Source organism: Lentzea terrae, from assembly GCF_003265345.1.
GTDB lineage: Bacteria > Actinomycetota > Actinomycetes > Mycobacteriales > Pseudonocardiaceae > Lentzea > Lentzea terrae.
On the sequence record NZ_QFWW01000030.1, the window covers coordinates 374,760 to 399,843 of the forward strand.

The 25,084-nt window shown below is 69.1% G+C and carries 24 protein-coding genes and 1 riboswitch; of the genes, 7 read left to right on the forward strand and 17 right to left on the reverse strand.

Features of this window, described 5'->3' with window-relative positions:
• The 3 genes from nadC to nadA are packed head-to-tail and all read right to left on the reverse strand — an operon-like array spanning nt 1 to nt 3,466.
• On the reverse strand, nt 1-837 hold the full coding sequence (nadC, locus tag DI276_RS38805; RefSeq protein WP_112273101.1) for a carboxylating nicotinate-nucleotide diphosphorylase: 837 nt from the start codon (nt 835-837) through the stop codon (nt 1-3).
• Nucleotides 834-2,447: an L-aspartate oxidase gene (locus tag DI276_RS38810; protein ID WP_112273103.1), complete on the reverse strand. Its 1,614-nt coding sequence runs from the start codon at nt 2,445-2,447 to the stop codon at nt 834-836. The genes nadC and DI276_RS38810 overlap by 4 nt, the downstream gene beginning before the upstream one ends.
• The gene (nadA, locus tag DI276_RS38815; RefSeq protein WP_112273105.1) at nt 2,447-3,466 is read right to left on the reverse strand and encodes a quinolinate synthase NadA; all 1,020 of its coding nucleotides are present in this window, start codon (nt 3,464-3,466) and stop codon (nt 2,447-2,449) included. The genes DI276_RS38810 and nadA overlap by 1 nt, the downstream gene beginning before the upstream one ends.
• Nucleotides 3,467-3,565: 99 nt before the next feature.
• Between nadA and DI276_RS38820 the strand changes: the two genes are divergently transcribed.
• Nucleotides 3,566-4,234 carry an NUDIX hydrolase gene (locus DI276_RS38820; RefSeq protein ID WP_112273464.1) on the forward strand — a complete coding sequence of 223 codons (669 nt, stop codon included), beginning with the start codon at nt 3,566-3,568 and terminating at the stop codon, nt 4,232-4,234.
• A gap of 9 nt (nt 4,235-4,243) precedes the next feature.
• Nucleotides 4,244-4,924, forward strand: coding sequence for an LON peptidase substrate-binding domain-containing protein (locus tag DI276_RS38825; protein ID WP_112273107.1), 681 nt, complete (start codon nt 4,244-4,246; stop codon nt 4,922-4,924).
• Here DI276_RS38825 and DI276_RS38830 read toward each other — a convergent pair.
• Nucleotides 4,921-5,538: an alpha/beta fold hydrolase gene (locus DI276_RS38830; protein WP_112273109.1), complete on the reverse strand. Its 618-nt coding sequence runs from the start codon at nt 5,536-5,538 to the stop codon at nt 4,921-4,923. The two genes, DI276_RS38825 and DI276_RS38830, sit on opposite strands and share 4 nt — an antisense overlap.
• Nucleotides 5,539-5,720: 182 nt before the next feature.
• On the opposite strand from DI276_RS38830, the gene DI276_RS38835 reads away from it, so the two are divergent.
• Both DI276_RS38835 and DI276_RS38840 read left to right on the forward strand, forming a co-directional pair.
• Entirely contained in the window at nt 5,721-6,965 is a 1,245-nt protein-coding gene (locus tag DI276_RS38835) for an MFS transporter (protein ID WP_112273111.1), read from the forward strand.
• On the forward strand, nt 6,962-7,684 hold the full coding sequence (locus DI276_RS38840) for a putative hydro-lyase (RefSeq protein WP_112273113.1): 723 nt from the start codon (nt 6,962-6,964) through the stop codon (nt 7,682-7,684). Before DI276_RS38835 ends, DI276_RS38840 begins: the two co-directional genes overlap by 4 nt.
• A 19-nt stretch (nt 7,685-7,703) precedes the next feature.
• Here the strand turns inward: DI276_RS38840 and DI276_RS38845 are convergent, their stop codons facing one another.
• The 4 genes from DI276_RS38845 to bioD all read right to left on the reverse strand — a co-directional run bounded on the left by DI276_RS38845 (nt 7,704) and on the right by bioD (nt 10,311).
• Complete coding sequence (locus tag DI276_RS38845; protein WP_112273115.1) at nt 7,704-8,294, reverse strand: DUF2567 domain-containing protein; 591 nt, start codon at nt 8,292-8,294, stop codon at nt 7,704-7,706.
• Between the two features lie 13 nt (nt 8,295-8,307).
• Nucleotides 8,308-8,496 (reverse strand): biotin synthase auxiliary protein BsaP, encoded by a 189-nt coding sequence (gene bsaP, locus DI276_RS38850; RefSeq protein WP_112273466.1) that lies wholly within the window; start codon nt 8,494-8,496, stop codon nt 8,308-8,310.
• Between the two features lie 8 nt (nt 8,497-8,504).
• Complete coding sequence (gene bioB, locus DI276_RS38855) at nt 8,505-9,521, reverse strand: biotin synthase BioB (protein WP_112273126.1); 1,017 nt, start codon at nt 9,519-9,521, stop codon at nt 8,505-8,507.
• Between the two features lie 70 nt (nt 9,522-9,591).
• A complete protein-coding gene (gene bioD / locus DI276_RS38860) occupies nt 9,592-10,311 on the reverse strand; it encodes a dethiobiotin synthase (RefSeq protein ID WP_112273128.1) in 720 nt (239 codons plus the stop codon).
• A 36-nt stretch (nt 10,312-10,347) separates the two neighbouring features.
• Here bioD and DI276_RS38865 point away from each other — a divergent pair, with 36 nt between their 5' ends.
• The gene (locus tag DI276_RS38865; RefSeq protein WP_112273468.1) at nt 10,348-10,590 is read left to right on the forward strand and encodes a glutaredoxin family protein; all 243 of its coding nucleotides are present in this window, start codon (nt 10,348-10,350) and stop codon (nt 10,588-10,590) included.
• Here DI276_RS38865 and DI276_RS38870 read toward each other — a convergent pair.
• The 3 genes from DI276_RS38870 to dnaE all read right to left on the reverse strand — a co-directional run bounded on the left by DI276_RS38870 (nt 10,563) and on the right by dnaE (nt 16,650).
• Nucleotides 10,563-11,765 carry an adenosylmethionine--8-amino-7-oxononanoate transaminase gene (locus DI276_RS38870; protein WP_232837235.1) on the reverse strand — a complete coding sequence of 401 codons (1,203 nt, stop codon included), beginning with the start codon at nt 11,763-11,765 and terminating at the stop codon, nt 10,563-10,565. The genes DI276_RS38865 and DI276_RS38870 overlap by 28 nt on opposite strands.
• 64 nt (nt 11,766-11,829) lie before the next feature.
• Entirely contained in the window at nt 11,830-13,035 is a 1,206-nt protein-coding gene (locus DI276_RS38875; protein ID WP_232837217.1) for a cytochrome P450 family protein, read from the reverse strand.
• A 54-nt stretch (nt 13,036-13,089) separates the two neighbouring features.
• Nucleotides 13,090-16,650, reverse strand: a complete 3,561-nt coding sequence (gene dnaE / locus DI276_RS38880; RefSeq protein WP_112273472.1) for a DNA polymerase III subunit alpha — start codon at nt 16,648-16,650, stop codon at nt 13,090-13,092.
• A 184-nt stretch (nt 16,651-16,834) separates the two neighbouring features.
• On the opposite strand from dnaE, the gene DI276_RS38885 reads away from it, so the two are divergent.
• Nucleotides 16,835-17,671, forward strand: a complete 837-nt coding sequence (locus DI276_RS38885; protein ID WP_112273474.1) for an AsnC family protein — start codon at nt 16,835-16,837, stop codon at nt 17,669-17,671.
• On the opposite strand, the gene DI276_RS38890 is transcribed toward DI276_RS38885, so the two are convergent.
• Entirely contained in the window at nt 17,640-18,428 is a 789-nt protein-coding gene (locus DI276_RS38890) for an inositol monophosphatase family protein (RefSeq protein WP_232837218.1), read from the reverse strand. The genes DI276_RS38885 and DI276_RS38890 overlap by 32 nt on opposite strands.
• Nucleotides 18,429-18,451: 23 nt before the next feature.
• On the opposite strand from DI276_RS38890, the gene DI276_RS38895 reads away from it, so the two are divergent.
• Entirely contained in the window at nt 18,452-19,348 is an 897-nt protein-coding gene (locus DI276_RS38895; protein ID WP_112273135.1) for a LysR family transcriptional regulator, read from the forward strand.
• Between the two features lie 144 nt (nt 19,349-19,492).
• Here the strand turns inward: DI276_RS38895 and DI276_RS38900 are convergent, their stop codons facing one another.
• The 5 genes from DI276_RS38900 to DI276_RS38920 form a co-directional block, all read right to left on the reverse strand.
• Nucleotides 19,493-20,092: an NAD(P)-dependent oxidoreductase gene (locus DI276_RS38900; protein WP_112273137.1), complete on the reverse strand. Its 600-nt coding sequence runs from the start codon at nt 20,090-20,092 to the stop codon at nt 19,493-19,495.
• 73 nt (nt 20,093-20,165) lie between these two features.
• Nucleotides 20,166-21,050: an RluA family pseudouridine synthase gene (locus tag DI276_RS38905; protein WP_112273476.1), complete on the reverse strand. Its 885-nt coding sequence runs from the start codon at nt 21,048-21,050 to the stop codon at nt 20,166-20,168.
• A 41-nt stretch (nt 21,051-21,091) separates the two neighbouring features.
• The gene (lspA, locus tag DI276_RS53325; RefSeq protein WP_332874741.1) at nt 21,092-21,913 is read right to left on the reverse strand and encodes a signal peptidase II; all 822 of its coding nucleotides are present in this window, start codon (nt 21,911-21,913) and stop codon (nt 21,092-21,094) included.
• Between the two features lie 23 nt (nt 21,914-21,936).
• Entirely contained in the window at nt 21,937-23,289 is a 1,353-nt protein-coding gene (locus DI276_RS38915) for an aminotransferase class V-fold PLP-dependent enzyme (RefSeq protein WP_112273139.1), read from the reverse strand.
• Between the two features lie 37 nt (nt 23,290-23,326).
• A riboswitch (SAM riboswitch) is annotated at nt 23,327-23,441 on the reverse strand.
• 74 nt (nt 23,442-23,515) lie between these two features.
• Nucleotides 23,516-24,994 carry a potassium/proton antiporter gene (locus DI276_RS38920; protein WP_112273480.1) on the reverse strand — a complete coding sequence of 493 codons (1,479 nt, stop codon included), beginning with the start codon at nt 24,992-24,994 and terminating at the stop codon, nt 23,516-23,518.
• Between the last annotated feature and the right edge of the window lie 90 nt (nt 24,995-25,084).

Consider the following 25,084-nt stretch of genomic DNA (forward strand, 5'->3'; position numbering starts at 1 on the left):
CTAGCGAAGGTCCAGGCCGAGGTCGAGTGACGGCGACGAGTGCGTGAGACCGCCGACCGCGAGGTAGTCCACGCCCGTCTCGGCGTACTGGCGGGCCACGTCCAGCGTGAGCCCGCCGGACGCCTCCAGCCGCACGTTCGCCGGCCGACGGCGAACGGCCTCCAAGCACTGCTCCGGCGTGAAGTTGTCCAGCAGCACCAGTTCCGCGCCCTCTGCCAGCGCCTCGTCGAGCTGCTCCAGGCTGTCGACCTCGACCTCCATCAGCAGCTCCGGCGCGTGCGCACGGGCTGCCCGGATCGCGGCACCGACGGAACCCGCCGCGGCGACGTGGTTGTCCTTGATCAGGATCGCGTCGCCGAGGCCCATGCGGTGGTTCACGCCGCCGCCGCAGCGCACCGCGTACTTCTGCAGCAAACGCAGGCCCGGCAACGTCTTCCGCGAGTCGCGGACGGCAGCGCCGGTGCCCTCGATCGCGTCGACCCAGCGGGCGGTCTGCGTGGCGATGCCGGAGAGGTGGCAGATCAGGTTCAACGCCGTGCGCTCGACCGTGAGCAGGCCGCGGGCCGGGCCGGTGAGCACCAATGCGGGCTCGCCGGGCACGGCCTTTGAGCCGTCCGTGGCCTCGGTCAGCACCTCGACCTCGGGCAGGTAGCGCTGGAAGGCCGCGCGGGCAATGGAAACGCCGCACAGCACTCCGCCAGCGCGGGGTGTGATCTCCGCGGTGGCAGTGGCCTTCTCCGGCACGGTCGCCAGGGTGGTGGCGTCCAGGCCGTAGCGGAGGTCCTCCTCCAGGGCGAGCTGGATGACCCGGTTCGCGTCGTCCCAATCGATGGTCATGCGACCCCCTCTGCCAGAACAGGATCGGCCAGCACGGGCTGACCGGTCGGGGTGAGCCGGACGAGCTGACTGCGTTGCCACGCCTCGGAACGCGAGGTGTGGTCGGTGCGGACGTGGCAACCGCGCGACTCGGTGCGCTCGGCGGCCGCGGCGATCAGCGCGCGGGCGGCCATGGTCAGCGCCGCGTCCTCCACGAGCTCGCGCGACTCCAGCTGCTTGTCCACAGTGGACACGTCGAGCACCGAGCCCACCACCGCAAGCCCCTCGGCGTCACGGCCGATCGCGGCGTAGCGGGACATCACGCGCTGAAGCATGTCGCGGTCCGCGACGGGCGCGGTCGGCAACGCGACCTCGGGCGTCCTGGCCGCAACCACCAGACCGAGGGCGAGATCCGCGGCCACGGCTTCGGCGGCACGGGTGCCGCAGACCAGGCCTTCGAGCAAGCTGTTGGAAGCCAGGCGGTTCGCACCGTGCAGGCCGGTGCGGGCGACCTCACCGACGGCGTAGAGACCGGTCACGCCGGTGCGACCGTCGACGGACGAAACCACGCCACCACAGGCGAAGTGAGCAGCCGGGGCGACGGGAATCGGGTCCACCGCCGGGTCGATGCCGACCGAAACGCAGGCCGCGTACACGGTCGGGAACCGGGAAGCCATGTCGTGCAACGAAGTCGCGTCCAGGAAGACGTGGTCGTCGACGCCACCGGGTTCCAAAGCCATGTGCCGGGTGATCGCGGCCGCCACGACGTCGCGCGGGGCCAGGTCTTCCAGCGGGTGCACGCCCTGCATCACGCGGGCGCCGGTCGCGTCGACCAGCACGGCACCCTCGCCGCGCACGGCCTCCGTGACGAGCGGGCAGCGGCCACGAGCGCCGCGGCCGGTGTACAGCACCGTCGGGTGGAACTGGATGAACTCGACGTCGGCGGCCAACGCTCCGGCACGCAACGCCAGCGCCAGGCCGTCACCCGTTGCGACAGCGGGGTTCGAGGTCGCCTGGTACATCTGGCCGATGCCACCGGTCGCGAGCAGCACGGCCGGTGCGGAGAGAACGCCGGGCACGCCGTTGCCGTCCAGCACCAGCAAACCGCACACCGCACCGAGCGGTGTCTTCACCGCGTCGACCGCGACGTGGTTCTCCAGCAGGGGAACCCGTCCGTCCACAGTGGCCTTCAACAGCGCCCGCTCGACCTCGGCACCGGTCGCGTCACCACCGGCGTGCACGACGCGGAACGCGCTGTGCCCACCTTCGCGGGTGCGCTCCAGCAGTCCGTCGGGCCGGGCGTCGAACACGGCGCCGCGCTCGCGCAACCGGGCAACAGCAGCAGGTCCGTCGGAGATGATCGCCGTGACCGCAGCGGAGTCGCAGAGGCCCGCGCCCGCCGTCAGCGTGTCCTCGATGTGCCGCCCGACCGAGTCGCCGGGGTCGTGCTGGTCCTCCATGACGACGGCGACGCCGCCCTGAGCCCAGCGGGTGTTGCCGTCGTCGCCCGCCGCCTTCGTGACGACGAGAACGCGAAGTCCCAGCTCACGAGCGTGCAACGCGGCCGTCAGCCCCGCCACGCCCGTACCGACCACGATCAGGTCGGCCCGCGCCTCCCAGCGCGCGGCCATCACTCACCGCCGCCGGGCTGGCCGATCTCGATCATGCGCTGCACGGCACCCTGGGCCCGACGAGCGGTCTCCAGGTCCACGTGCACCTCGTCCAGGCCGTCACGCACGCACCGCAGCAGCGCGGCCGGGGTGATCATCTTCATGTAGGTGCAGGACGCGCGGTCGTTGACGGCGCGGAAGTCGATCTCCGGGGCGGCCTTGCGCAGCTGGTGCAGCATGCCGACCTCGGTCGCGACGAGCACCTTGCGGGCGTTCGTCGAACGCGCGGCGGTGATCATGTCGCCGGTCGAGAGGATCTTGACCTTCTCCGCCGGCACGATGCCCTCGCCGCTCAGGTACAGCGCCGACGTCGCGCAGCCGCACTCCGGGTGGATGAACAGGTCGGCGTCCGGGTTCGCGGCGGCGCGCTCAGCCAGCTCCGGGCCGTTGATGCCGGCGTGGACGTGGCACTCGCCCGCCCAGATGTGCAGGTTCTCGCGGCCGGTCTCGCGCTTCACGTGCGCGCCCAGGAACTGGTCCGGGCAGAACAGCACCTCGCGGTCGGCCGGGATCGAGCGCACCACGTCGACGGCGTTCGACGACGTGCAGCAGATGTCCGTCTCGGCCTTCACCTCGGCGGTGGTGTTCACATAGGACACGACGACCGCGCCGGGGTGCTGCGCCTTCCACTCGCGCAGCTGGGCGCCGGTGATCGAGTCGGCGAGCGAGCAGCCGGCGCGCTCGTCCGGGATCAGCACGGTCTTCTCCGGCGCGAGGATCTTCGCCGTCTCGGCCATGAAGTGCACGCCGCAGAAGATGATGGTCTGCGCGTCGGACTGCGCCGCGATGCGCGACAGGGCGAGGGAGTCGCCGGTGTGGTGGGCGATGTCCTGGATCTCGGGCAGCTGGTAGTTGTGCGCCAGGATGACGGCGTCGCGTTCCTTCGCGAGTCGCAACACCTCGTCGCGCCACGCGGCGTTCGGCTCGACGCCACCGAATACACCTGACGCGGTTCGCTCCACAGTTGCGGTAGCGACCATGACTGCCTCCTCGGTCCAGGTTTTCGCCTGATGGTCGAAAACGTCGCCGATAGTATCAGCCGAGTGGCGGGCGTGGGACATGAAGTTCTGGCAGCTGTGCTGCGGGTGAGAGGTGCGTCACTCCAGGTCATGCTGTGGGAGCGCGCACGGGAGCCGCACGCTCACCGCTGGTCGCTGCCCGGTGGGGAGCTGCGGGTGGACGAGGACGTGGAGTCCTCCATCCGCCGTCAGCTGACCGAAAAAGTCGACGTGCGACAGTTGTCACACGTCGAGCAGCTCGCGGTTTTCAGCGCCCCGGACCGCGTACCCGGACCCCGCGTCGTGGCGACCGCGTTCCTCGGCCTGGTCCCTTCGGACGCCGATCCGGAGCGTCCGGCGGACACCGAGTGGCACTGCGTGGACACGCTTCCTCCAATGGCGTTCGACCACGCCGCGATCGTGCATCGAGCGCGGCACCGGCTCGCCTCGAAGCTGTCCTACACGAACCTCGGCTTCGCTTTGGCGCCACCGGAGTTCACGATCTCGCTGCTGCGCGACCACTACTCGGCCGCACTGGGTTACCGGGTGTCCGCGACGAACCTCCAACGGGTGCTGTCGCGCCGGTTGCTGCTGGAACCGACGGGTGGTACCGCTCCCCCCGGCCCGTCCGGTGGCCGCCCGGCCGCCCTGTTCCGGTTCAGCGCCAAGGGAATCAAGGTGACCGATCCGTTCGCCGTGTTGAGACCGCCGGGATCCGGCCGTCCGGCGGGCGGGAGTGGCACCCCGTAACGTGGACGCGTGGCCGAGACGCTTCCACTCTTCCCCCTGGGCACGGTGCTGCTGCCTGGGGCGTCTTTGCCGCTGCACATCTTCGAGCCGCGCTACCGCCAGCTCGTCGTCGACCTGATGACCGGCTCGTTGTTCGGCCGCACGTTCGGGGTCGTGTGCATCAAGGAGGGCTGGGAGGTCGGCGCGGACAACGTCCGTTCCCTCGAGGACATCGGCTGCTCCGCCGACCTGCTGGACGCCCGCCCGTTGCCGGAGGGCCGCTTCGACATCGTCACGCGCGGAGTGCGCCGCTTCCGCCTGCTGGACGTCGACTCCACGACCGCGCCGTACCTGCTCGGCCGGGTCGAGTACCTGGACGACGCGCCGGTGCCGGAGGCCGCGCTGGAGGTCGTGCCGATCCTGGAACGCGGAGCGCGCGCGGCACACGAGCGGTACTGCGGCGCGGCCTGGCACCGCGAGGACTGGTCCTCCCCCGCCGACGACGTGGAACTGGGCGCGCTGTCGTACCTGCTGGCCGCGGACTGCCTGCTGCCCGTCGAGGACCGGCAGCGGTTGCTGGAGGAGACCTCGCCGGCGCGGCGGCTGCGGTTGGTCCGGCGGATGCTGCACCGGGAGACGGGGATTCTCAGCGCGTTGAAGGCCGTTCCGGTGCCGTTGACCGAGTTCGGGCACGTGCCGAACCCGAACTAGAAGAACCTCTTGAGCGCCGGCACGAGCAGGCTCGGACGTTCCGCCGGACTGTCGTGGCCTGCTTGCTCGACGAGGACCTTCTCGGCCTGCGGCAGCAGATCCCCAAGTGCGTGAAGGGCATTCCGGTGGTGGCGCGCCGACTTGGCGCCGCCGAGCAGCAGCACCCGGCTGCGGAGCGCCCTGAACCGCTCCAGGTACCTGCTGCCCTCCTTGGCGAGCCGGAAGTCGTGCCGCACCGTCGGCGGCCGGCGCGGCATCATTCGCAACCTGCGTTCCCGTTCCGGGCTGATCGGCGGCTCGTAGGCGGCGACGTGCGTGATGCCGGACAGTCGCAGTGCCGCCTCCAGCGCGATCACCGCACCGGAACCCACGCCGAACACCCGCCCGGCGCCGGTGGCCTCCAGCACCGCCCAGACGTCCTCGACCTCGGCCAGGAGGCCGTGTTCGCCACGACCGCGGCGGTCGACGACGTGCACGGTGAAGTCGCTCGCCAGCTCGTCCGCCAAGTCCTGGTAAACGTGCGAGGTGTCCAGCACGCCGTGGACGACGAGCAGGCCGGGGCCCGTGCCGGTGCTGCGACAGCCGATGGTCGTGCCGTCCGCTGAGGTGATCACCTCGTCGCCCCCTCTGCTCGCCTGTCACCCCAACGCCCGCACCCCCGTGAACCGTTGAACCGCATCCGGGACCGGCCGTTCGTCGGATCGTTGAATTGTGGCCTTGTGGGATTGTTGAACAATCCTTAGAGTGAGTGCCACATCACAGTCGACCACTCCTCCACCACGCTGCGAGGTGTCCCATGAGCACGACCACGACCGAGGACACAGGCCGTTTCGCCTGGTTCCGCAGTCTCGGCCAGAAGGGCAGGCGCGCGTTCGTCGGCGCGTTCGGCGGCTACGGGCTGGACTCGTACGACTACTGGGTCCTGCCGCTGAGCCTGGTCGCGATCACCGGCTACTTCGGCCTCACCAAGGCGGAAGCCGGGTTGCTGGGCACGTCCACCCTGCTGATGAGCGCGATCGGCGGCGCGGTGGCGGGCATCATGGCCGACCGCTTCGGCCGTTCCAAAACGCTGATCATCACGGTGGCCGCGTACGCGTTCTTCACCGTGCTGTGCGGGTTCGCGACCAACTACGAGACCCTGCTGGTCTTCCGCGCCCTGCAGGGACTGGGCTTCGGTGGCGAGTGGGCGGCCGGCGCGATCCTCGTGGCCGAGTACTGCAAGCCGAAGTACCGCGGGCGCACGGTGGCGTTCATCCAGAGCGCGTGGGCGGTCGGCTGGGGACTCGCGGTCATCGTCAACACCCTGGTCGCGTCGCTGGCCGACCCTGCGTGGTCGTGGCGGATCATGTTCTGGACCGGTGCGCTGCCCGCGATCCTCATCTTCTACGTGCGCCGCAACGTCGACGACGCACCAGTGGCCAAGGCGCAGGGCAGTCAGAGGGGCACGTTCCCGAAGATCTTCCAAGGTCCGATTCTCAAGACCACGCTGTTCGCGGCACTGCTCGCCACCGGTGTCCAGGGCGGGTACTACACGCTCGCGACGTGGCTGCCGACGTTCCTGCAGACCAGCCGCGGTCTCACCATCATCGGCACCGGCGGCTACCTCGCGTTCCTAATCACCGGCGCGTGGATCGGGTACGTCTGCGGCGGCTATCTCACGGACTACCTGGGGCGCAAGAAGACCTTCGTGCTGTTCGCGACCTCCAGCGCGCTCCTGATCGTCGCGTACACGCAGATTCCCAACGGTGCCAACACATTGGTGATGTTCCTCGGCTTCCCGCTCGGGTTCTGCATGTCCGCCATCTTCAGCGGGTTCGGCAGCTACCTCAGCGAGCTCTACCCGACGCACCTGCGCGGCACCGGACAGGGCTTCACGTACAACCTCGGGCGCGCGTTCGGCGCCGTGTTCCCCGGCCTCGTCGGATTCATGGCCGACCGTCTCGGCATGGGTGGTGCGATGCTGTTCGGGGCGGCGGCCTACGGGATCGCGGTCGTCGCGCTGATCTGGCTGCCGGAGACCGTGAACAAGGAGCTGGAATGACGACCGCGGGCAAGGCACCTGGCCAGGCGCAGGCCAACCTGATCGCCATCCCGAAGGACTGGGCGTACGACTTCCTCCTCTTCACCCACCGCAACCCCAAACCGTGCCCGGTGCTCGACGTGCTGGATGCCGGCGAGACGGTCAGCGCGCTCAAGCAGGACGCGGACGTGCGCACCCACGCGCCGCGCTACCGGATCTGGGAGCACGGCGAGCTCGTGGCCGAACCCGAGAACGCCACGGACTTCTGGCGCGACGACCTGGTGACGTTCCTGATCGGCTGCAGCTTCACGTTCGAGACCGCACTGGAAAGCGCGGGAGTGCCGCTGCGGCACGTGGATCAGCGCAAGAACGTCTCCATGTTCGTCACGGACATCCAGTGCCGGCCCGCGGGACGGCTGCACGGGCCGATGGTCGTGTCGATGCGCTGGATTCCGGAGTCCCTTGTGGACATCGCCCACAAGGTGACGGCGCTGATGCCGTCGGTGCACGGGGCTCCGGTCGGTGCGGGCGACCCGCGGATGCTCGGGATCAAGGACATCGAGCAGCCGGACTTCGGCGACGCGATCGAGCCGGAACCCGGTGACGTGCCGGTGTTCTGGGCCTGCGGGGTGACTCCGCAGGCGGTGCTGATGAAGTCCAAACCGCCGTTCGCGATCACGCACGCGCCTGGTCAGATGTTCGTGACCGACATGCCGGACTTCGCCTACCGAGTGGGGTAGGAACCCGGAGGGCGGTGCCTCAACCGAGGCGCCGCCCCAAGTCGTCCAGGCCGTTCCAGGCCGCGCAGCAGCCGTACGCCAAGGCAGCGGCGAGCGGCCACGCCAGAATTCCCCACCACGTCTCCAGCGTCGGCGCCACGAGCAGGGTGTCGTTCGGCTTGATCGTCGACGGCATCGGGTACGCGCCCGCGGCCAGGTTGCCGCCCAGGTACTGCGCGAACCACGCCGCCGCGAACGAGCCCGCCGTCATGCCCAGCATCACGACCGGCCCGCGCCGCTGCCGCAGCAGCCACACCGCGATGCCGGTGATCGCACCCGCGCCGAGCCCGATCAACACGAACACCATCAGCGCGTCGAGCCGGTGATAGCTCTCCACCCCGATCGGGTAGAACTTGTTGTCCTGCGCCGAGACGATCTTGAGCTGCGCCGGGGCGAGCCACGACCACAGGTAACCGGCGGGCAGCCCGAACGCGAACGTCGTCAGCAGCACCACCAGGCCCGGCAGCAGATCCCGCTTGACCACGACCTTCGGCCGCGGCCGGATGTAGTGGTAGACGTACGGCGGCTCCGGCAGGGGTTCGATGCGAACCGGGGCTGCTTTCTCGTCCATTCGCGAGAGGTTACTACCGCGCGCTGGTGATCTCGCCGTGGCGGCTGCAGCGCGCCGCCCAGCCGTCCGGTGTCACCTGGACGACCATGCGGCGCGCGCACTCCGAGCAGTACCTGGGCGGGTCGATCATGGACAGGCGCTGACGGCAGAACGCGTGGTCGCCGTCAGCGGTGTCCTTCCCGCAGAAAGAGCAGTACGTCATCACAGGAGTCACAGGGTCTGGCTCAGCGCCTTGATCGGCATCGACAGCTCTTCCAGCATGTCGAGGTCCTGCTGGGCCGGGCGGCCGAGGTTCGTCAGGTAGTTGCCGACGATGATCGCGTTGATGCCGCCGAGCATGCCCTGCTTCGCGCCCAGGTCGCCGAACGTCAGCTCACGACCGCCGGCGAAGCGCAGGATCGTGCGCGGCAGGGCCAGCCGGAACGCGCCGACCGTCCGCAGCGCCTCGGCGCCCTCGACAACCGGGTAGTTCTCGTACGGCGTGCCGGGGTTCGGGATGAGGAAGTTGAGCGGCACCTCGTCCGGCTCCAGCTCGGCCAGCTGCACGGCGAACTCCGCGCGCTGCGCCAGCGACTCGCCCATGCCGATGATGCCGCCGCAGCAGACCTCCATGCCGGCGTCGCGGATCATCTTCAACGTGTCCCAGCGCTCCTCCCAGGAGTGCGTGGTGACGACGTTCGGGAAGTGCGAGCGGGCGGTCTCGAGGTTGTGGTTGTAGCGGTGCACGCCCATCGCGACGAGCTCGTCGACCTGCTCCTGCGTGAGCATGCCGAGCGAGCAGGCGATCTGGATGTCGTTGCCGTCCGCGCGAATGGCCTTGATGCCGTCCCGCACCTGCGAGAGCAGCCGCTTGTCCGGTCCGCGCACGGCGGCGACGATGCAGAACTCGGTCGCGCCGGTCTCCCGCGTCTGCCTGGCCGCGCGGACCAGGCCGGGGATGTCCAGCCACGCACTGCGCACCGGCGACGGGAACTGGCCGGACTGCGAGCAGAAGTGGCAGTCCTCCGGGCAGCCACCGGTCTTCAGCGAGACGATGCCCTCGACCTCGACCTCGGGGCCGCACCAGCGCTCACGCACCTCGTGCGCCAGCGCCAGGAGCTCGGGGATCCGGTCTTCAGGTAGCTCGAGCACCTTCAGCACCTGAGCTTCGGACAGGCCGACACCTCGTTCGAGCACCTGCTCACGAGCCTCGTCGAGCACGTCGATCTGTTCCGGAGCTGCGGTCACGGTCTCTCCTCCTCCTGTGGCCTGGCGAGCACTATGCCTCACTGAATCCTTCATCGTGGAGCGACGTAGGTCACTGGACCGCGAACTGAGCCGCGAACGTCTCCGGGTCGAACTCGCCGCCGAACCACGGTGAAAACGATCTCTTGGCCACCGCCAGGAAATCCACAGAACCGAGCTTCGTCACACCCTGGGGCAGCGCGCCGAGCAGCGGACCGCTCGCCGCCTGCGGCAGATCGGCCAGGTTGGTCAGGGAGGCGAGGTCGGGGTGCAACGGCCAGCTGCCGACCACCACGCCCAACGACTCGATGCCGCGCCGTTGCAGCGCCTCGGCCGTCAGCGTGGTGGCGTTCAACGTGCCCAGGCCGGCCTGCGCCACGATCAGCACGGGCGCGTTCACCGCCCACGCGATGTCGGCCAGGGTCGACCCGCTCTCGTCGAACCGCACCAGCAGCCCGCCCGCGCCCTCGACCAGCACCAGGTCGTGGTCGGCGTCGAGCTCGACGACCGCCGACGCCACGTCGGCGGGGTGCACGGTGGCCATCCCCGCCCGTCTCGCCGCGGTGTCAGGCGCCAGCGGGTCGGGGTATCTGGCCAGCTCACGGGTGGTCACGTCACCCGCCAGCCGGGCCACCTCGGCCACGTCACCCGGCTCCCCCGGCAGCAGGCCCGTCTGCGCGGGCTTCAGCACCGCGACCCGTCTGCCTTCTGCCCTGGCCAGCGCCGCGATGCCCGCGGTGACGGCGGTCTTGCCGACCTCGGTCCCGGTTCCGGTGATCACCAGCACGCTCACAGGCACTCACCTTAGGACGTGACCTACCGTGACAGCATGAGTGAGCAACCGATCGTGATGTACGGCGCCGAATGGTGTGGCGACTGCCGCCGGGCAAAGTCGTGGCTGACCCGCAACAACGTGCCGTTCACCTACGTCGACGTCGAGAACGACGACGCTGCTCGCGACAAGGCGATCGAGATCTCGGGCCGCAAGCAGATCCCCGTCGTGGTGCTCCCGAACGGTGAGTTCCTGGTCGAGCCGACCGACACTCAGCTCGCCGCCGCGATCACGCCCTGACAGATCGCCGCGACGTCGTCGTCCGTGCTGATGAACGGCGGCATCGTGTAGATCAGGTCGCGGAACGGCCGCAGCCACACGCCGGCGTCCACGGCCGCCTTGGTGACTCGTGCCATGTCCACGGGCTGATCGAGCTGCACAACGCCGATAGCGCCCAGCACGCGCACGTCTTTCACACCGGGCAACGCGCGTGCGGGCGCGAGGCCGTTCTTGAGCCCGGCCTCGATGCGCCCGACCTCGCGCTTCCAGTCCTGGGACAGCAGCAGGTCGATCGACGCCAGTGACACCGCCGACGCGAGCGGGTTGCCCATGAACGTCGGCCCGTGCGCGAGGACCGGCACCTCGCCCTTGCTGATCCCGTTCGCCACCCGTGACGTGCACAAGGTCGCGGCCATCGTCAGATAACCACCGGTCAGCGACTTGCCGAGGCACATCACGTCCGGGCTGACGTTCGCGTGGTCGGCGGCGAACAGCTCGCCCGTGCGCCCGAAGCCCGTGGCGATCTCGTCGAACACCAACAGCACGTCGTGTGTGTAGGCAAGCTCACGCAGCACGTGCAGGTAGCGCGGGTCGTGGAACCGCATACCGCCGGCACCCTGCACGACGGGCTCGACGATGATCGCGGCGAGCTCGTCGGCGTGCTGCTCGACCAGGTCAGCGAGGTGCTGGACGTAGGCGGTGTCCATCTCGGCCGGCGGCGCGTCCGCGAACACCTGCTGGGGCAGAATTCCATGCCAGAGCGAATGCATGCCGCCGTCGGGGTCGCACACGGACATCGGGTTGAACGTGTCCCCGTGGTACCCGCCGCGCCACGTCAGCAGCCGCCGCTTCTCGGGCCGGCCCTGCGAACGCCAGTACTGCAGGCACATCTTGATCGCGACCTCGACCGACACCGAGCCCGAGTCGCACAGGAAGACGTGCTGCAACGGCTCAGGCGTGATCTCGACGAGCTTCGTCGCCAGGCGGATCGCGGGCTCGTGCGTGAGCCCGCCGAACATCACGTGGCTCATCCGGCCGAGCTGGTCCCGCACGGCCTCGTCGAGCACCGGGTGCCGGTAGCCGTGAATGGCCGCCCACCACGACGACATGCCGTCGACGAGCTCACGGCCGTCCGCGAGCGTGAGCCGGACACCCGAAGCCCCGGTGACGAGCAACGGCTCCTGGGTGCCCGGCATCGGGCCGTACGGGTGCCAGACGTGCGCCTGGTCGAGCTTCAGCAGGTCGTCCACCCGCCGAAGGTTAAGCGAGCTTCACCGGCAGCGTGTGCAGACCGCGGATCAACGTGCTGTCCCGCCACACCATCGTCTCCGGCTCGGCGGCCAGCTGCAGGTTCGGGAACCGCGCCAGCAGCTGCGTCAACGCCACGTCGAACTCCAGCCGGGCCAGCGGCGCGCCCAGGCAGAAGTGGATGCCGTGACCGAACGCGACGTGCCCCTGCGCGGACCGCGTGACGTCGAGCTGGTCGGCGTTCTCGTACTTCTCCGGGTCCCGGTTCGCCGCGATCAGCGACACCATCACGAGCTCGTCGGCGGGGATCGTGACGCCACCCAGCTCGACCGGCTCGGCGGTGTAGCGGAACGTGGCGATGTTCACCGGTCCCTCCAGCCGCAGGAACTCCTCCGTGCTGGCCGGGATCAGCTCCGGGCGGTCCTTGAGGATCTGCAACTGGTCCGGGTTGCGCAGCAGCGCCAGCACGGCGTTGCCGATGAGGTTCACCGTCGTCTCGTGGCCGGCCACGAGCAGAAGGAACGCCATCGACACCAGTTCGGCGTGGTTGAGCCGGTCGCCCGACTCGTCCGCGTGCACGAGCGCGGAGAAGAACGTGTCGTCCGGTTCCTCGTTCGCGACGCGGTCGACGTGCCCGATCAGGAACTGCGCCATCTTCCCGGACGCCTCGGCGATCTGCTCCTGCGTGCCGTAGGACAGCAACGTGTTCGACCACTCGCGGAACTCGTCGCGGTTGTCGATCGGGATGCCGAGCAGCTCGCAGATCACCGTGATCGGCAGCGGGAACGCGAAGGCCTCCAGCAGGTCGACCTCGTCGCCGTCGGTCAGCTTCGCGATGAGCTCGGCCGCGATCTCCTGCACGCGCGGGCGCATCAGCTCGATCCGCCGGGCCGTGAACGCCTTGGTCACGAACTTGCGCAGCCGGGTGTGGTGCGGCGGATCCATGTTCAGCATGTTCGCCGAGAAGGTGCTGGCCGGCGGGCGGCGCTCCGCGTCCGGAGGCGAGTGCAGCTCGAAGACGTGTCCCCCGGCCGTCACGTCCTTGCTGATCCGCGGATCGGTGAGGGCGATCTTGGCTTCTTCGTAACGAGTCACGAGCCAGACCTTGAGCCCACGCGGCAGGTGGACTTCTTGCACGGGCCCCTCGGCACGCAACATGGCGTGCACTTCGTGCGGGTTCTGGACGTAGTCGGCGGGCAACTGGGTGAGTGTCGTCACCTCACCCAGTTAACCCCGTTAACTCATCGCTCGCCACTAATTCTCGAGCGATCCTCAGCGTTGGATCGTCACGCCCCGGATGGTCTTGAGGTCACCGAAGAGCGACGGCGTCGGCTGGACCCGGTAGTTGTCCACCACCAGCAACTCCTTGGTGCGGTCGCGCTTCTGGACCTCCAGGTGCACCGCGACGTGGCCCTCGTGCGACTTGAGCGTGATCTTCAGTTCCTCGATCAGCTCCGGCGTCAACGTCTTGGTGTGCAGGCCGAGCACGAGCGGCGGGTCCGCGTCGGGGTTCATCTCCGCGTCGCTGATGTCGAGCGGGACGACGCCGTCACCGAAGATCGCCATCTTGTCCTCGCGCCAGTTCACCCGCCCCTTCACGCACACGGCGGAGTCGAGCTCCAGGTCGTCGCGCAGGACCTCGTAGGACTTCGGGAAGAACAGCACCTCGATGGACGCGTCCAGGTCCTCGATGACGGTGATCGCCCACGGCAGGCCGTTCTTGTTCACCCGGCGCTCGATCGACGAGATCATGCCGGAGACGATCAGCTCGCCTTCCTTGGGCGGGTCGTCGAGCACGACCGCGATCGGCCGGGGCGCGAACTTCCGCAGGATCCGCTCCGCGCCGTCGAGCGGGTGCGAGGACACGTACAGCCCCAGCATCTCCTTCTCGAGGCTGAGCATCTGCTTGCGCGGGTACTCGTCGGTGCCGAACTTGAGGTGCGCGAGCGGGGAGGTGCTGTCGTCCGGTTCGTCGCCGCTGTCGGCACCGAACAGGTCGAACTGGCCCTCCGCCTCCTTGCGCTTGATCGGGACGACGGCGTCGACCGCGTCCTCGTGCACCTGGATCAGCGACAGCCGGGTGTTGCCGAACGAGTCGAACGCGCCGGCCTTGATCAGCGACTCGATCACGCGCTTGTTGCAGGCGACGAGCTCGGACTTGTCCATGAAGTCCGTGAAGGACGTGTAGGCGCCCTTCTCCTTGCGGGTCTTGATGATCGACTCGACGACGTTCGCGCCGACGTTGCGGATCGCGCCGAGACCGAAGCGGATGTCCGTGCCGACCGCGCTGAACCGCAGCGCCGACTCGTTGACGTCCGGCGGGAGCACCTTGATGCCCAGCCGGCGGCACTCGGCGAGGTAGACCGCCGACTTGTCCTTGTTGTCACCGACCGACGTGAGCAGGGCGGCCATGTACTCGGCGCGGAAGTTCGCCTTGAGGTACGCCGTCCAGTACGAGATCAGGCCGTACGCGGCAGCGTGCGACTTGTTGAACGCATAACCGGCGAACGGGAGAATCGTGTCCCACAACGCCTTGATCGCCTCGTCGGAGAAGCCGCGCGGGTCGTTGCGCATGCCCTCCTGGAAGCCCTCGAACTCCTTGGCCAGAACCTCGGCCTTCTTCTTGCCCATCGCCTTGCGGAGCACGTCCGCTCGACCCATGGAGTAACCGGCGACCTCCTGGGCGATGAACATGATCTGCTCTTGGTAGACGATCAGACCGTGCGTCTCGCCGAGGATCTCCTTGAGCGGTTCCTCGAGCTGCGGGTGGATCGGCTTGACTTCCTGACGGCCGTTCTTGCGGTCCGCGTAGTCGTTGTGCGCGTTCACACCCATCGGACCGGGCCGGTACAGCGCGCCGACCGCGACGATGTCCTCGAACGACGTCGGCTGCATGCGGCGCAGCAGGTCGCGCATCGGCCCGCCGTCCAGCTGGAACACACCGAGCGTGTCACCGCGGCCGAGCAGGGCGTACGTCTCCGGGTCGTCCATCGGAAGCGTGTCGAAGTCCGGGACCGCGTCCTTGCCGCGGTTCATCTCGATGTTCTCGATGGCGTCGCCCATGACCGTGAGGTTGCGCAGCCCGAGGAAGTCCATCTTCAGCAGGCCGATGTTCTCGCACGACGGGTAGTCCCAGCCGGTGATGAACGAGCCGTCGTCGCGGTACCACAACGGGATGGAGTCGGTGAGCGGGTCCTTCGACATGATGACCGCACACGCGTGCACACCGGCGTTGCGGATCAGGCCCTCGAGACCGAGCGCGGTGTCGAAGATCTCCTTCACCTGCACGTCGGTCTCGAGCAGCGTCCTGACCTCGGCGGCCTCGCCGTAGCGCGGGTGGCTCTTGTTGATGATCCCGTTGAGCGGGATGTCCTTCGCCATGATCGGCGGCGGCAGCGCCTTCGAGATCTTGTCGGCGATCGCGAAGCCCGGCTGCCCGTGGTGCACGCGCGCCGAGTCCTTCAGCGCCGCCTTGGTCTTGATGGTGCCGAACGTGATCACCTGCGCGACCCTGTCCGCGCCGTACTTCTCGCTGGCGTACCGGATCATCTCGCCGCGCCGGCGGTCGTCGAAGTCGATGTCGATGTCGGGCATGGCGGTGCGCTCGGGGTTGAGGAACCGCTCGAACAGCAGACCGTGCGGGATCGGGTCGATGTTCGTGATGCCGAGCGCCCACGACACCGCCGCACCCGCGGCCGAACCACGGCCGGGACCAACCCGGATGCCGACGCTGCGCGCGTAGTTGATGAGGTCGGCGACGATCAGGAAGTACGCGGGGAAGCCCTTGTCGATGATGACCTGGGCCTCGAAGTCACACCGCTTGATGTACTCGTCCGGCACCTCGGAGCCGCGGAACCGCCACTCGAGCCCGCGCCTGATCTCCTTGCGGAACCACGAGGCCTGGTCCTCGCCCTCGGGCACCTCGAAGTTCGGGATGCGATCCTTGACGGTCCAGATGTCGTCGTAGGACTCGATCATCTCCGCGACGAGCAGCGTGTTGTCGCACGCCTCCGGCAGGTCCTTCCAGACCTGCCGCATCTCCTCAGCCGACTTCAGGTAGTAGCCGTCGCCGTCGAACTTGAACCTGTTCGGGTCGGTCAGCATCTTGCCGGACTGCACGCACAGCAACGCCGAGTGCGTGTCCGCCTGGTCCTTGGTGACGTAGTGGCTGTCGTTGGTCGCGAGCGGCGGGATGCCGAGCTTCTTGCTGATGTCCAGCAGCCCCTCGCGAACCCGGCGCTCGATGTCGAGGCCGTGGTCCATCAACTCCAGGAAGAAGTTCTCCTTGCCGAAGATCTCCTGGTAGTCGGCCGCGGCCTGCAGCGCCTCGTCGACGTGCCCGAGCCGCAACCGCGTCTGCACCTCACCGGACGGACACCCGGTGGTGGCGATGATGCCCTCGGCGTGCTGCGCGACGAGCTCGCGGTCCATCCGGGGCTTGTAGTAGTACCCCGTCTTGCTCGCCTCGGTGTGCAACCGGAACAGGTTCCGCAGCCCAGTGGCGTTCTTCGCCCACATGGTCATGTGCGTGTAGGCACCGGCACCGGAGATGTCGTCGCCGCGCTGACCGGGGTCACCCCAGAACACGGGCTTCTTGTGCAGGCGGTTGTGCGGGGCGAGGTAGGCCTCGATGCCGATGATCGGCTTGATGCCGGTCTTCGTGGCCGTCTGGTAGAACTCGTCGGCCCCGTACATGTTGCCGTGGTCGCTCATACCGACAGCGGTCATGCCGAGCCGCTCGGCCTCCTCGAACAGCGGGGCCACCTTGGCCGCACCGTCGAGCATCGAGTACTCGGTGTGCACGTGCAGATGCACAAACGAGTCCGCCACCAGCAACCCCCTTGTGTAGCAAGCATTTAAGCGCGAACAAGGGACTGTCACGTCCTGCGCCGGTCAACCCTACAGGCCTGCGCTCAGAACGGTGTCAGGACACCCCGTGCCGAACCTCACCCGCTCGTTGATCTCGATCGGGTACGCGGTGACACGACCCCGCGCGGCGCCAGGTAGCGTTCAATTCGTGGTGGCCCCTGATCCCGTAGACGCACGCCTGCTCGCCCTCCTAGCGGAGTCGGGCCGCGCCGCCGTGCACGAGATCGCCCAACGCCTGGGCATGGACCCCCGCGAAGCGGCTATGCGCCTGATCACGCTCTCCGGCAGCGGCCTCCCTCTTCTCGTCGGCGTCGAATGCGACCCGAACGGCATCCGCCGAGCCCTCGCCAACGCCGCCGCCTACGGCAACTACATGGGCGGCCCGCCGAGCGGCCCCTACTCCGTGCACCAGAGCGGCCCCCACCAGGTCCCGTACGCGCAGCAGCCCCCGATCAGCCAGCCGTTCCCGGCCCAGCCCCAGGCAGCACCGCAGCAGACCACCTGGGGCCCGCCCCAGTCCGCGGGGCGGGTGCGTGCGGACCAGCCGCAGCCCAGGCCCGTCTCGCGCACCGGCAAGATCGGCGCGGCGCTGGAGGCCGACAGCCTGGAGGGCGCGCACCTCTCGATCCAGCTGGTCGAGGTCGTCGACCCGGCGGACTTCCTGTTCACGGCGGCCGGATACAAGCTCGCCGAGGGCGAACGGTCCGTCGTCGTGCACACCGAGGTGATGAACACCTCGCAGGTCCCGTACACGTCGTTGCCGGACATGTACCTCGTCCTGGTCACCAAGACCGGCGAGACCGTGACGAAGGCCCCGGTGTCGTTGTCCTCGCGGCCCGCGCACAAGCTGGGTGTGCAGCCCGGTGAGACCGCCGGCGGCCACACCGTCTTCGTGCTGCCGGACACGACCGAGGTCATCCAGGTCCGCTGGAGCGTCCGTCCCGAGGTCGACCTCAACACGCTGGTGTGGACCGTCGAGGACTGAGCACGTCCAGCGCCGCGGCGTGCAGTCCTGGCGCGGCGGCCACGTACTCGCTGCTGGTCACCGTCCACGGTTCGCCGTCTAGGTCGGTGACGACTCCGCCCGCTTCCTGCACGAGCAGCACACCGGACGCGTGCGAGCGCACGTTGTCGTACTGCCAGTGCAGATCCATCCGACCAGCGGCGACCTGCGCGAGCTGATGGGTCACCGGCACGGAGATCCGGACGTAAAGCGCCTCCTTCGCCATCGCGCTGTACGACGCGCCCACCCGGTCCGCCATCTCCGGTCCCTGACCTGGCTGGGCCTGGCCGGTGCCCGCCAGCGCACCGTCCAGTGAGGTCTTGCCGGAGACCTTCAGCCGCACGCCGTTCAGGAACGCGCCGCCGCCCTCGGTCGCCGTGAACATCTCGTCGGACAACGGGAAGTACACGACGGCCAGCACCGGACGGCCGTCGCGGACCAGGCTCACGCCGATGTTCCAGTCGGCCATGCCGTGGACCGCGTTCAGGTTGCCGCCGACCGGGTCGATGAGCCACCACTCCCCCGGCTCCAGCGGACCGGAAGCGTGCTCGTCGTTGAGCCAGCTCGCACTCGGGCGAATCTCGGCCAGTTCGGGCTTCAGCAGGTCGACCACGGCGGCATCGTTGGCCTGCAGCGCCGGGAGCAGCTCGGTGAGGCTCGAGGTGCGGGACTCCGTCGAGTACCGCTTCAGCACGCGCGCTCCGGCACGGCGGACGGCGGCGGTGGTGGCGGGGAGCATGGTTTCCTCCAAGATTGACTGTCATGCAAGCGGATCTGAACCTGTTGACCGTGCTGGACGCCCTGCTCGAGGAGGGCAGCGTGATGGGGGCGGCACAGCGGCTGCACCTGTCGTCACCCGCGGTCAGCCGCACGCTCGGCCGGATCAGGAAGGTGACCGGCGACGACATCCTCGTGCGGACCGGCCACACGATGACGCCGACGCCGTACGCGTTGGGGATCAGGGAAGAGGTGCACCGGCTGGTGCGGGAGGCCAACGCCGTGCTGTCGCCGAGCCGGGAACTGGACCTCGCCGCGCTCGACCGCACGTTCACCGTGCAGTGCCACGACGCGCTGACCTCGTCGTTGGTGCCGGTGCTGGTAGGCAGGATCGCGGAGCAGGCACCTGGCGTGCGGTTGCGGGTGCTGGCCGAGCATTCCGCCGACACCGACGGCCTGCGGCACCGGGTCGACCTGGAGCTCGGCGGCGGCACCCCGGACCTGCCCGAGTTCCGCTCCGAGACGCTCGGCACCGATCCGCTCGCCGTGGTCATGCGGTCCGGTCACCCGTGCGCCGGCCACCTCGACCTGGCCGGCTACGCGGCCCAGCCGCACGTGCTGGTCTCCCGGCGCGGCCGGCTCACCGCCCCGATCGACGACCTGCTGGCGTCGGAAGGCTTGCACCGCAAGGTGATCGCGACCGTGGCGACGGTCGGGGCGGCCCTGCAGATCGCGGCCGCGAGCGACGCCCTGGTCACCACCACGGCGATCCTCTGCCGCCCGCTGGTCGAGGCGTTCGGGCTGATCACCCGGCCGTTGCCCGCCGAGTCACCGGACGCGCCGATCAACTGCAACTGGCACCAGCGCTACGACTCGGACCTAGCCCACGCGTGGCTGCGCGACCAGGTGCGGACGACCCTCACCCAAGTGCTAGCGCCGTGACCGGCGCCCTTCGCCGCGTCTTCCGGCGCTCAGCAGGGCACCTCGCGGCACCGGCCCACGCCCACAGCCGACCAGGATGAGGACGCGGGGCCGGCACCACGATGCACCCGTCTGAGCGGCGAAACACGGGGCGAAGGCTGCCGGTCACGGCACTAGCGCGATCACGCCTGGGAAACGCGGATCTTCGGCCTCGTCGAGCATGGCGGCCGCGACGGTCTCCCTGCTGACCTTCGCGCCGAGATCGAACGGCGGCGCCTCGTCCAGCCCGACCGTGCGCCGACCGGGGCTCTCCGGTTCGTCGCTGAGCACCCCGGCGTGGAAGACGGTGCCCCCGGCGGCGAGGACGGCGTTGTCGGCCGCGATCTTGTCCGGGATCCGGTCGCCCAGGAACTTCCAGAGCACGGCGGCGCCCTCGCCCGCCGCCTCGGCCGACGCGCCCGTTCCGTACGCGCCGAGCCAGATGATCCGGCGCGGCCCGGCTGCGACGACCGCCTTGGCGCCGTCGAGCAGCACGCCCGCGCGGTCGGTGCCGAGGCCGGACAGGACGACGGAGTCCGCGCCGACGACCGCCGCGATGCTCGCCGGGTCGCTCACATCCCCGGCGACGCCGCGCAGGTTCGGGTGTTCCAGGCCGATGTTCCGCGGATCACGGGCGATCGCGGTGACGGTGTGACCGCGCTCCAGGGCCTTGCGGGTGAGAGCGAGACCGGTCCGGCCGGAAGCCGCGAGAATTGTCAGGTGCATGCGGAAAACGCTATTGAGCACACCGATTAACATCAAGTGCAACGTCGTCAACCGGTGATTTACCCAGGCGCAATCAGCCTTCTTCGCGGAGCTTTTCCAGCGAGGACGCGAGGTCCGCTGGGTATTCCGACGTGTAGGTGACCCACTGGCCGTCGGCCGGGTGGTGGAAGCCGAGCTGCCGCGCGTGCAGCCACTGCCGGGTGACGCCGAGCCGCTTGGCCAGCGTCGGGTCGGCCCCGTACGTCAGATCGCCCACACACGGGTGGTGCAGCGCCGAGAAGTGCACACGAATCTGGTGCGTGCGCCCGGTTTCCAGGTGCACCTCGACGAAGGACGCCGCCCGGAACGCCTCGATCACCTCGTAGTGGGTGATGGACGGCTTGCCGGAGTTCATCACGGCGAACTTGTAGTCGTGCTTCGGGTGCCGGTCGATCGGCGCGTCGATGGTGCCCTTGATCGGATCCGGGTGGCCCTGCACGATCGCGTGGTAGACCTTGTCGACGGTCCGCTCTTTGAAGGCGTGCTTCAAAGCCGAGTACGCCGACTCCGACTTCGCGACGACCATCACGCCCGTGGTGCCGACGTCGAGCCGGTGCACCACACCCTGGCGCTCGGCAGCTCCCGACGTGGCGATGCGATGACCAGCGGCCGCGAGCCCACCCACGACGGTCGGACCCGTCCAGCCCGGCGACGGGTGCACGGCCACACCCACGGGCTTGTCGACGACGATGATGTCGTCGTCCTCGTGGATCACGATCAGACCCTCGACCGGGATCGCCTGCACGGTGATCGGCTGTGGGGGCGCGGGCAGCGTGATCTCCAGCATCGCCCCGGCCGTCAGCCGGTCTGACTTGCCGACGACCCGCCCGTCGATGAGCACGTCGTCCGCGTCGGCAATCGCCGCCACGACAGTCCGCGACAACCCGAGCAACTTGGCGAGGCCCGCGTCAACGCGCATGCCGTCCAGCCCGTCGGGAATCGGCAGCGTTCGGTATCCGCTCACGCGTCGACCTTCTTCTCTTCTTTGTGAACGGTCCCGTCGTAGTCGTGCTGCATGAGCGCCAGCACCACGATCGTCACGCCACCGCAGACGATCGCCATGTCGGCGACGTTGAACACCGGCCACACGCGGCCGAACGGGTCGAAAAGCGACAGGAAGTCCACCACGTGGCCGCGCATCGGGCCCGGCTGCCGGAACAGCCGGTCGGCGAGGTTGCCGACGGCACCGCCCAGGACCAGGCCCAGGCCGATGGCCCACGGCTGGGAGCGGAGGTTGCGCGAGATCCACAGGATGAACCCGGCGACGCCCAGCGCGATGAGTGCCAGGATCCACGTCATGCCCTCGGCCATGCCGAACGCGGCGCCGGGGTTGCGGACGAACGTCAGGTAGAGCACGCCGCCGAACAGCTTGATCGGGTCGGCACCCTCGAGGAACGCCACGGCCAGGACTTTCGTGAGCACGTCCAGGGCCAGCACGACGCCCGCCAGGATCGCGAGGATCGTGGTCCGCGGCTCCGGCAGCGAACCCGTGATCGAGAACTCGGGCTCGACGACGTCGTCGTCGGCCACGACACGCTCGGCGGGCTTCTCCTCGGCGGGCTTCTCCTCGGCGGCCTTGCCGGTCTCGACGGCTTTGCCCGCCTTGGCGGCCTCGGCGGCTGCAACCACCTCGATGGCTTCGGTGGCTTCGGCTGCCTCGACGGCCGCGACCGCCTCGTCAGCCCACGAGGTATCGGGTTCCTCGACCGGCTTCGGCGCGCTGACCTGCTCCTGCGCAGGGTCGGCGGCAGCCTTCTCGGCGGCCTTGGACTCGTCACTCACCAGGTCATTGTCCACTACCGGAACTACGCGAGGAACGGCGGCAGGGTTCGGCTGTCGTCCTCGGGCACCCAGCGGCCGTCGCGCTGCGTGTAGGTCCACTTCGGACCTTCGGTGACCAGAGTGCGCAGCGCCGCCACCAAACGGTCCACGTGCTCGGTCGTCGTGCCCAGGCCGATCGACGCGCGGACGGCGCGCTCCTCGTGCGATCCGACCTGCTTGACGAGCCGGCCGACGATCACGTGCGCGCAGAACGCGCCGTCGCGGACGCCGATGCCGTACTCGCAGGAAAGCGCCGCCGCGAGGAAGCCCGCGTCGAAGCCGGAGATCGTGAAGCTCACGACGCCCACCTTGTCGGCGTCGGTCAGGATCGACAGCTCGCGGAAGCCCGGCACCCCGCGCAGCCCCTCACGCAGCCGCTGCAGCAGCTCCTGCTCGTGCGCGACGGTCTGCTCCCAGTGCCGCGACAGGATCTCGCAGGCAGCGGCCAGCGCGTGCACGCCGACTACGTTCGGGCTGCCGGCCTCGTGCCGCTCGGGCACCGCGGACCAGGCGACGCCCAGGCGGTCGCCGTGGTCGGTGACCTTCGAGGTCGCACCGCCGCCCACGAGGTACGGCTGGGCTTGCTGCAGCCAGTCCGCGCGGCCGACCAGCACACCCGCACCGAACGGCGCGTAGATCTTGTGGCCGGAGAACGCGATGTAGTCGACACCCAGCTCACGCACGTTGATCGGTCGGTGGGGCGCGAGCTGCGCGGCATCCAGGGCGATGCGCGCGCCGTGCGAGTGAGCGACCCGAGCCAGCTCCGCGACCGGCCACAGCTCACCCGTGACGTTGGACGCCCCGGTGACGATCACGAGCCGAGGACCGACCGGGGCGGCGGCCAGAGCCCGGTCCAGCGCAACAACAGCAGCAGCGGCGCCGAACGCAGTGTTTGATTCTTTGGCGAGTGCGGGAATGCGCTGAACGTTCGGCCCACGCCACGGCAGCAGAGCAGCGTGGTGCTCGCTGTCGAAAAGCACCACTGCGGTGCCGCGAGGAACGCTGCGCGCCAACAGGTTCAGCGAATCGGTGGTGTTGCGGGTGAAGACGACGGTGTCGGACGAGTGCGCGCCCACGAACTTGCGGATGCGGTCACGCGCCTGCTCGTAAACGCGGGTCGAGACCTGCGAGGCGAACCCGGCGCCGCGGTGCACACTCGCGTACCAGGGCAGCAGCTCGTCGACCGCGTCGCGCACCTCCTGCAGACACGGCGCCGAAGCCGCGTGGTCGAGGTTGGCGTAGCTGACGCGCTCGCCGGTGACGAGCGGAACCCGCAGGTCAGAGCCGACGACAGCCGGGACCGTGGTGACCGTGCCAGGGGTGATCGCGAGCGTCATCGAGCTGCCTCCGAGGCCAGGGGCCCCGTTTCGCGAAGGCCCGCGCTTGACCGGCGCCCCACGCGCCGGACCAGGTCCTCACCAAGGGCACCCCACCGCGGTTGGAGGGTTGCCGGCCAGCAAGCTTGGGCTTGACGCTGGCTCTCATGACCTGCCGATGACGTTAGCGGAGCCCACAGCCAGGAGTCGACCTCTGATCACATGCTGAGAAGCCTCGCAGACCGACCTATTCGCCGGTCTCGCCCTTCCACCGTGCGTAGCGGCCGGCCCGGTCGACGGCACGTATGCGCCGCTCAGTGGCGTCGCGCGATTCTTCGGTGGTGACGATGAGCAACTGGTCGTCGGTGTTCAGCCGGGTCGTCGGCTGTGGCGTGAAACTCTTCCCGGCCCGCACCACGAGGCTCACCGTGGCACCGCTCGGCAGCCGCAGCTCGGACATGTAGACGCCGTGCAGCTTCGACCCGCGCTGGATGTGCACCTGCAGCAGCTCGGCACCGAGCTCGTCCAACGGCGAGGCGTCGACCTGGACCTCCTGCGCCTCCCCCGTGCGCACCAGGCCGAGCCGCCGCGCGAGGAACGGCAGCGTCGTGCCCTGCACCAAGGTCAGCACGATGACCAGCACGAACACCGCGTCGACCAGCTCGCGCGCGCCCTCGACGCCCTGGATCAACGGGATCAGCGCGAACACGATCGGCACCGCACCGCGCAGCCCCGACCACGAGAGGAACGCCTGCTCCCGCCACGGCACCTTGAACGGCAGGGCGGCGAGCACGACGGACAGCGGCCGCGCCAGGAACGTCACCACCACCCCCGCGATCAGCGCGGGCACCAGCACGTCGAACAACCGCGACGGGGAGGCGTAGAGGCCGAGTAAGACGAACAGCCCGATCTGGGCGAGCCAACCGAGGCCCTCGGCGAACGAGAGCGTGTCGGCGCGGTGCGGCAAGCGCGCGTTGCCGAGCACCAGAGCGGCGACGTAGGTGGCGAGGAACCCGGACGCGTGCGCAAGATCGCCCGCCGTGTAGGCCATCACGCACACCGCCACGGTGGCGAGCGGGTACAGACCGGTGGCCGGCAACGCCGCGCGTCTCAGCCCGGCCCCGCTGAGGAAGCCGAGCGCGACGCCGATGAGCGCGCCCGCGGCCAGTTCGTAGAGCACCAGCAACGGCGCGGTCCACGTGATCTGGTCCGAGGATGCCAGCAGGACGACGGCGATGTAGACCGGCGCGTCGTTGAGGCCGGACTCGAGTTCGAGGGCGCCCGTGAGCCGTGGTCCCACGCCCAACGACCGCAGCACGCTGAAGACGGCCGCAGCGTCCGTGGACGACAGCACCGCGCCCCACAGCAGCGCCATCCGCCAGTCGAGGCCGAGCAGGTAGTGCAACGCCGTGCCGGTGATCGCCACGCTCACCGCAACGGCCACTGTGGACAGTGCCACGCCTAACCACAGCGACGTCTTCACGGCGTGCCAACGGGTCGTGAGCCCGCCCTCGGTCAGGATCAGCACGAGTGCCGCGATGCCGAGGGACTGCGTGAGGTCCGCGTCGTCGAACTTGATGCCGAACACCGACTCGCCCAGGAGCACGCCGATGCCGAGATACAGCAACAACGAGGGCAGGCCGAGCCGAGTCGACACCCGCACCGCGATCACGGAGATCAGCAGAACGGCTGCGCCGATGCCCAGCACGACCGTGATGTCACCCACCTGGACCATTCTGGTTGATCACCACCGGATTGGACGAATCAGGCGCGTTAACAACACCAGCCATTCGCACCTACCTCGTTCATGCGCAGC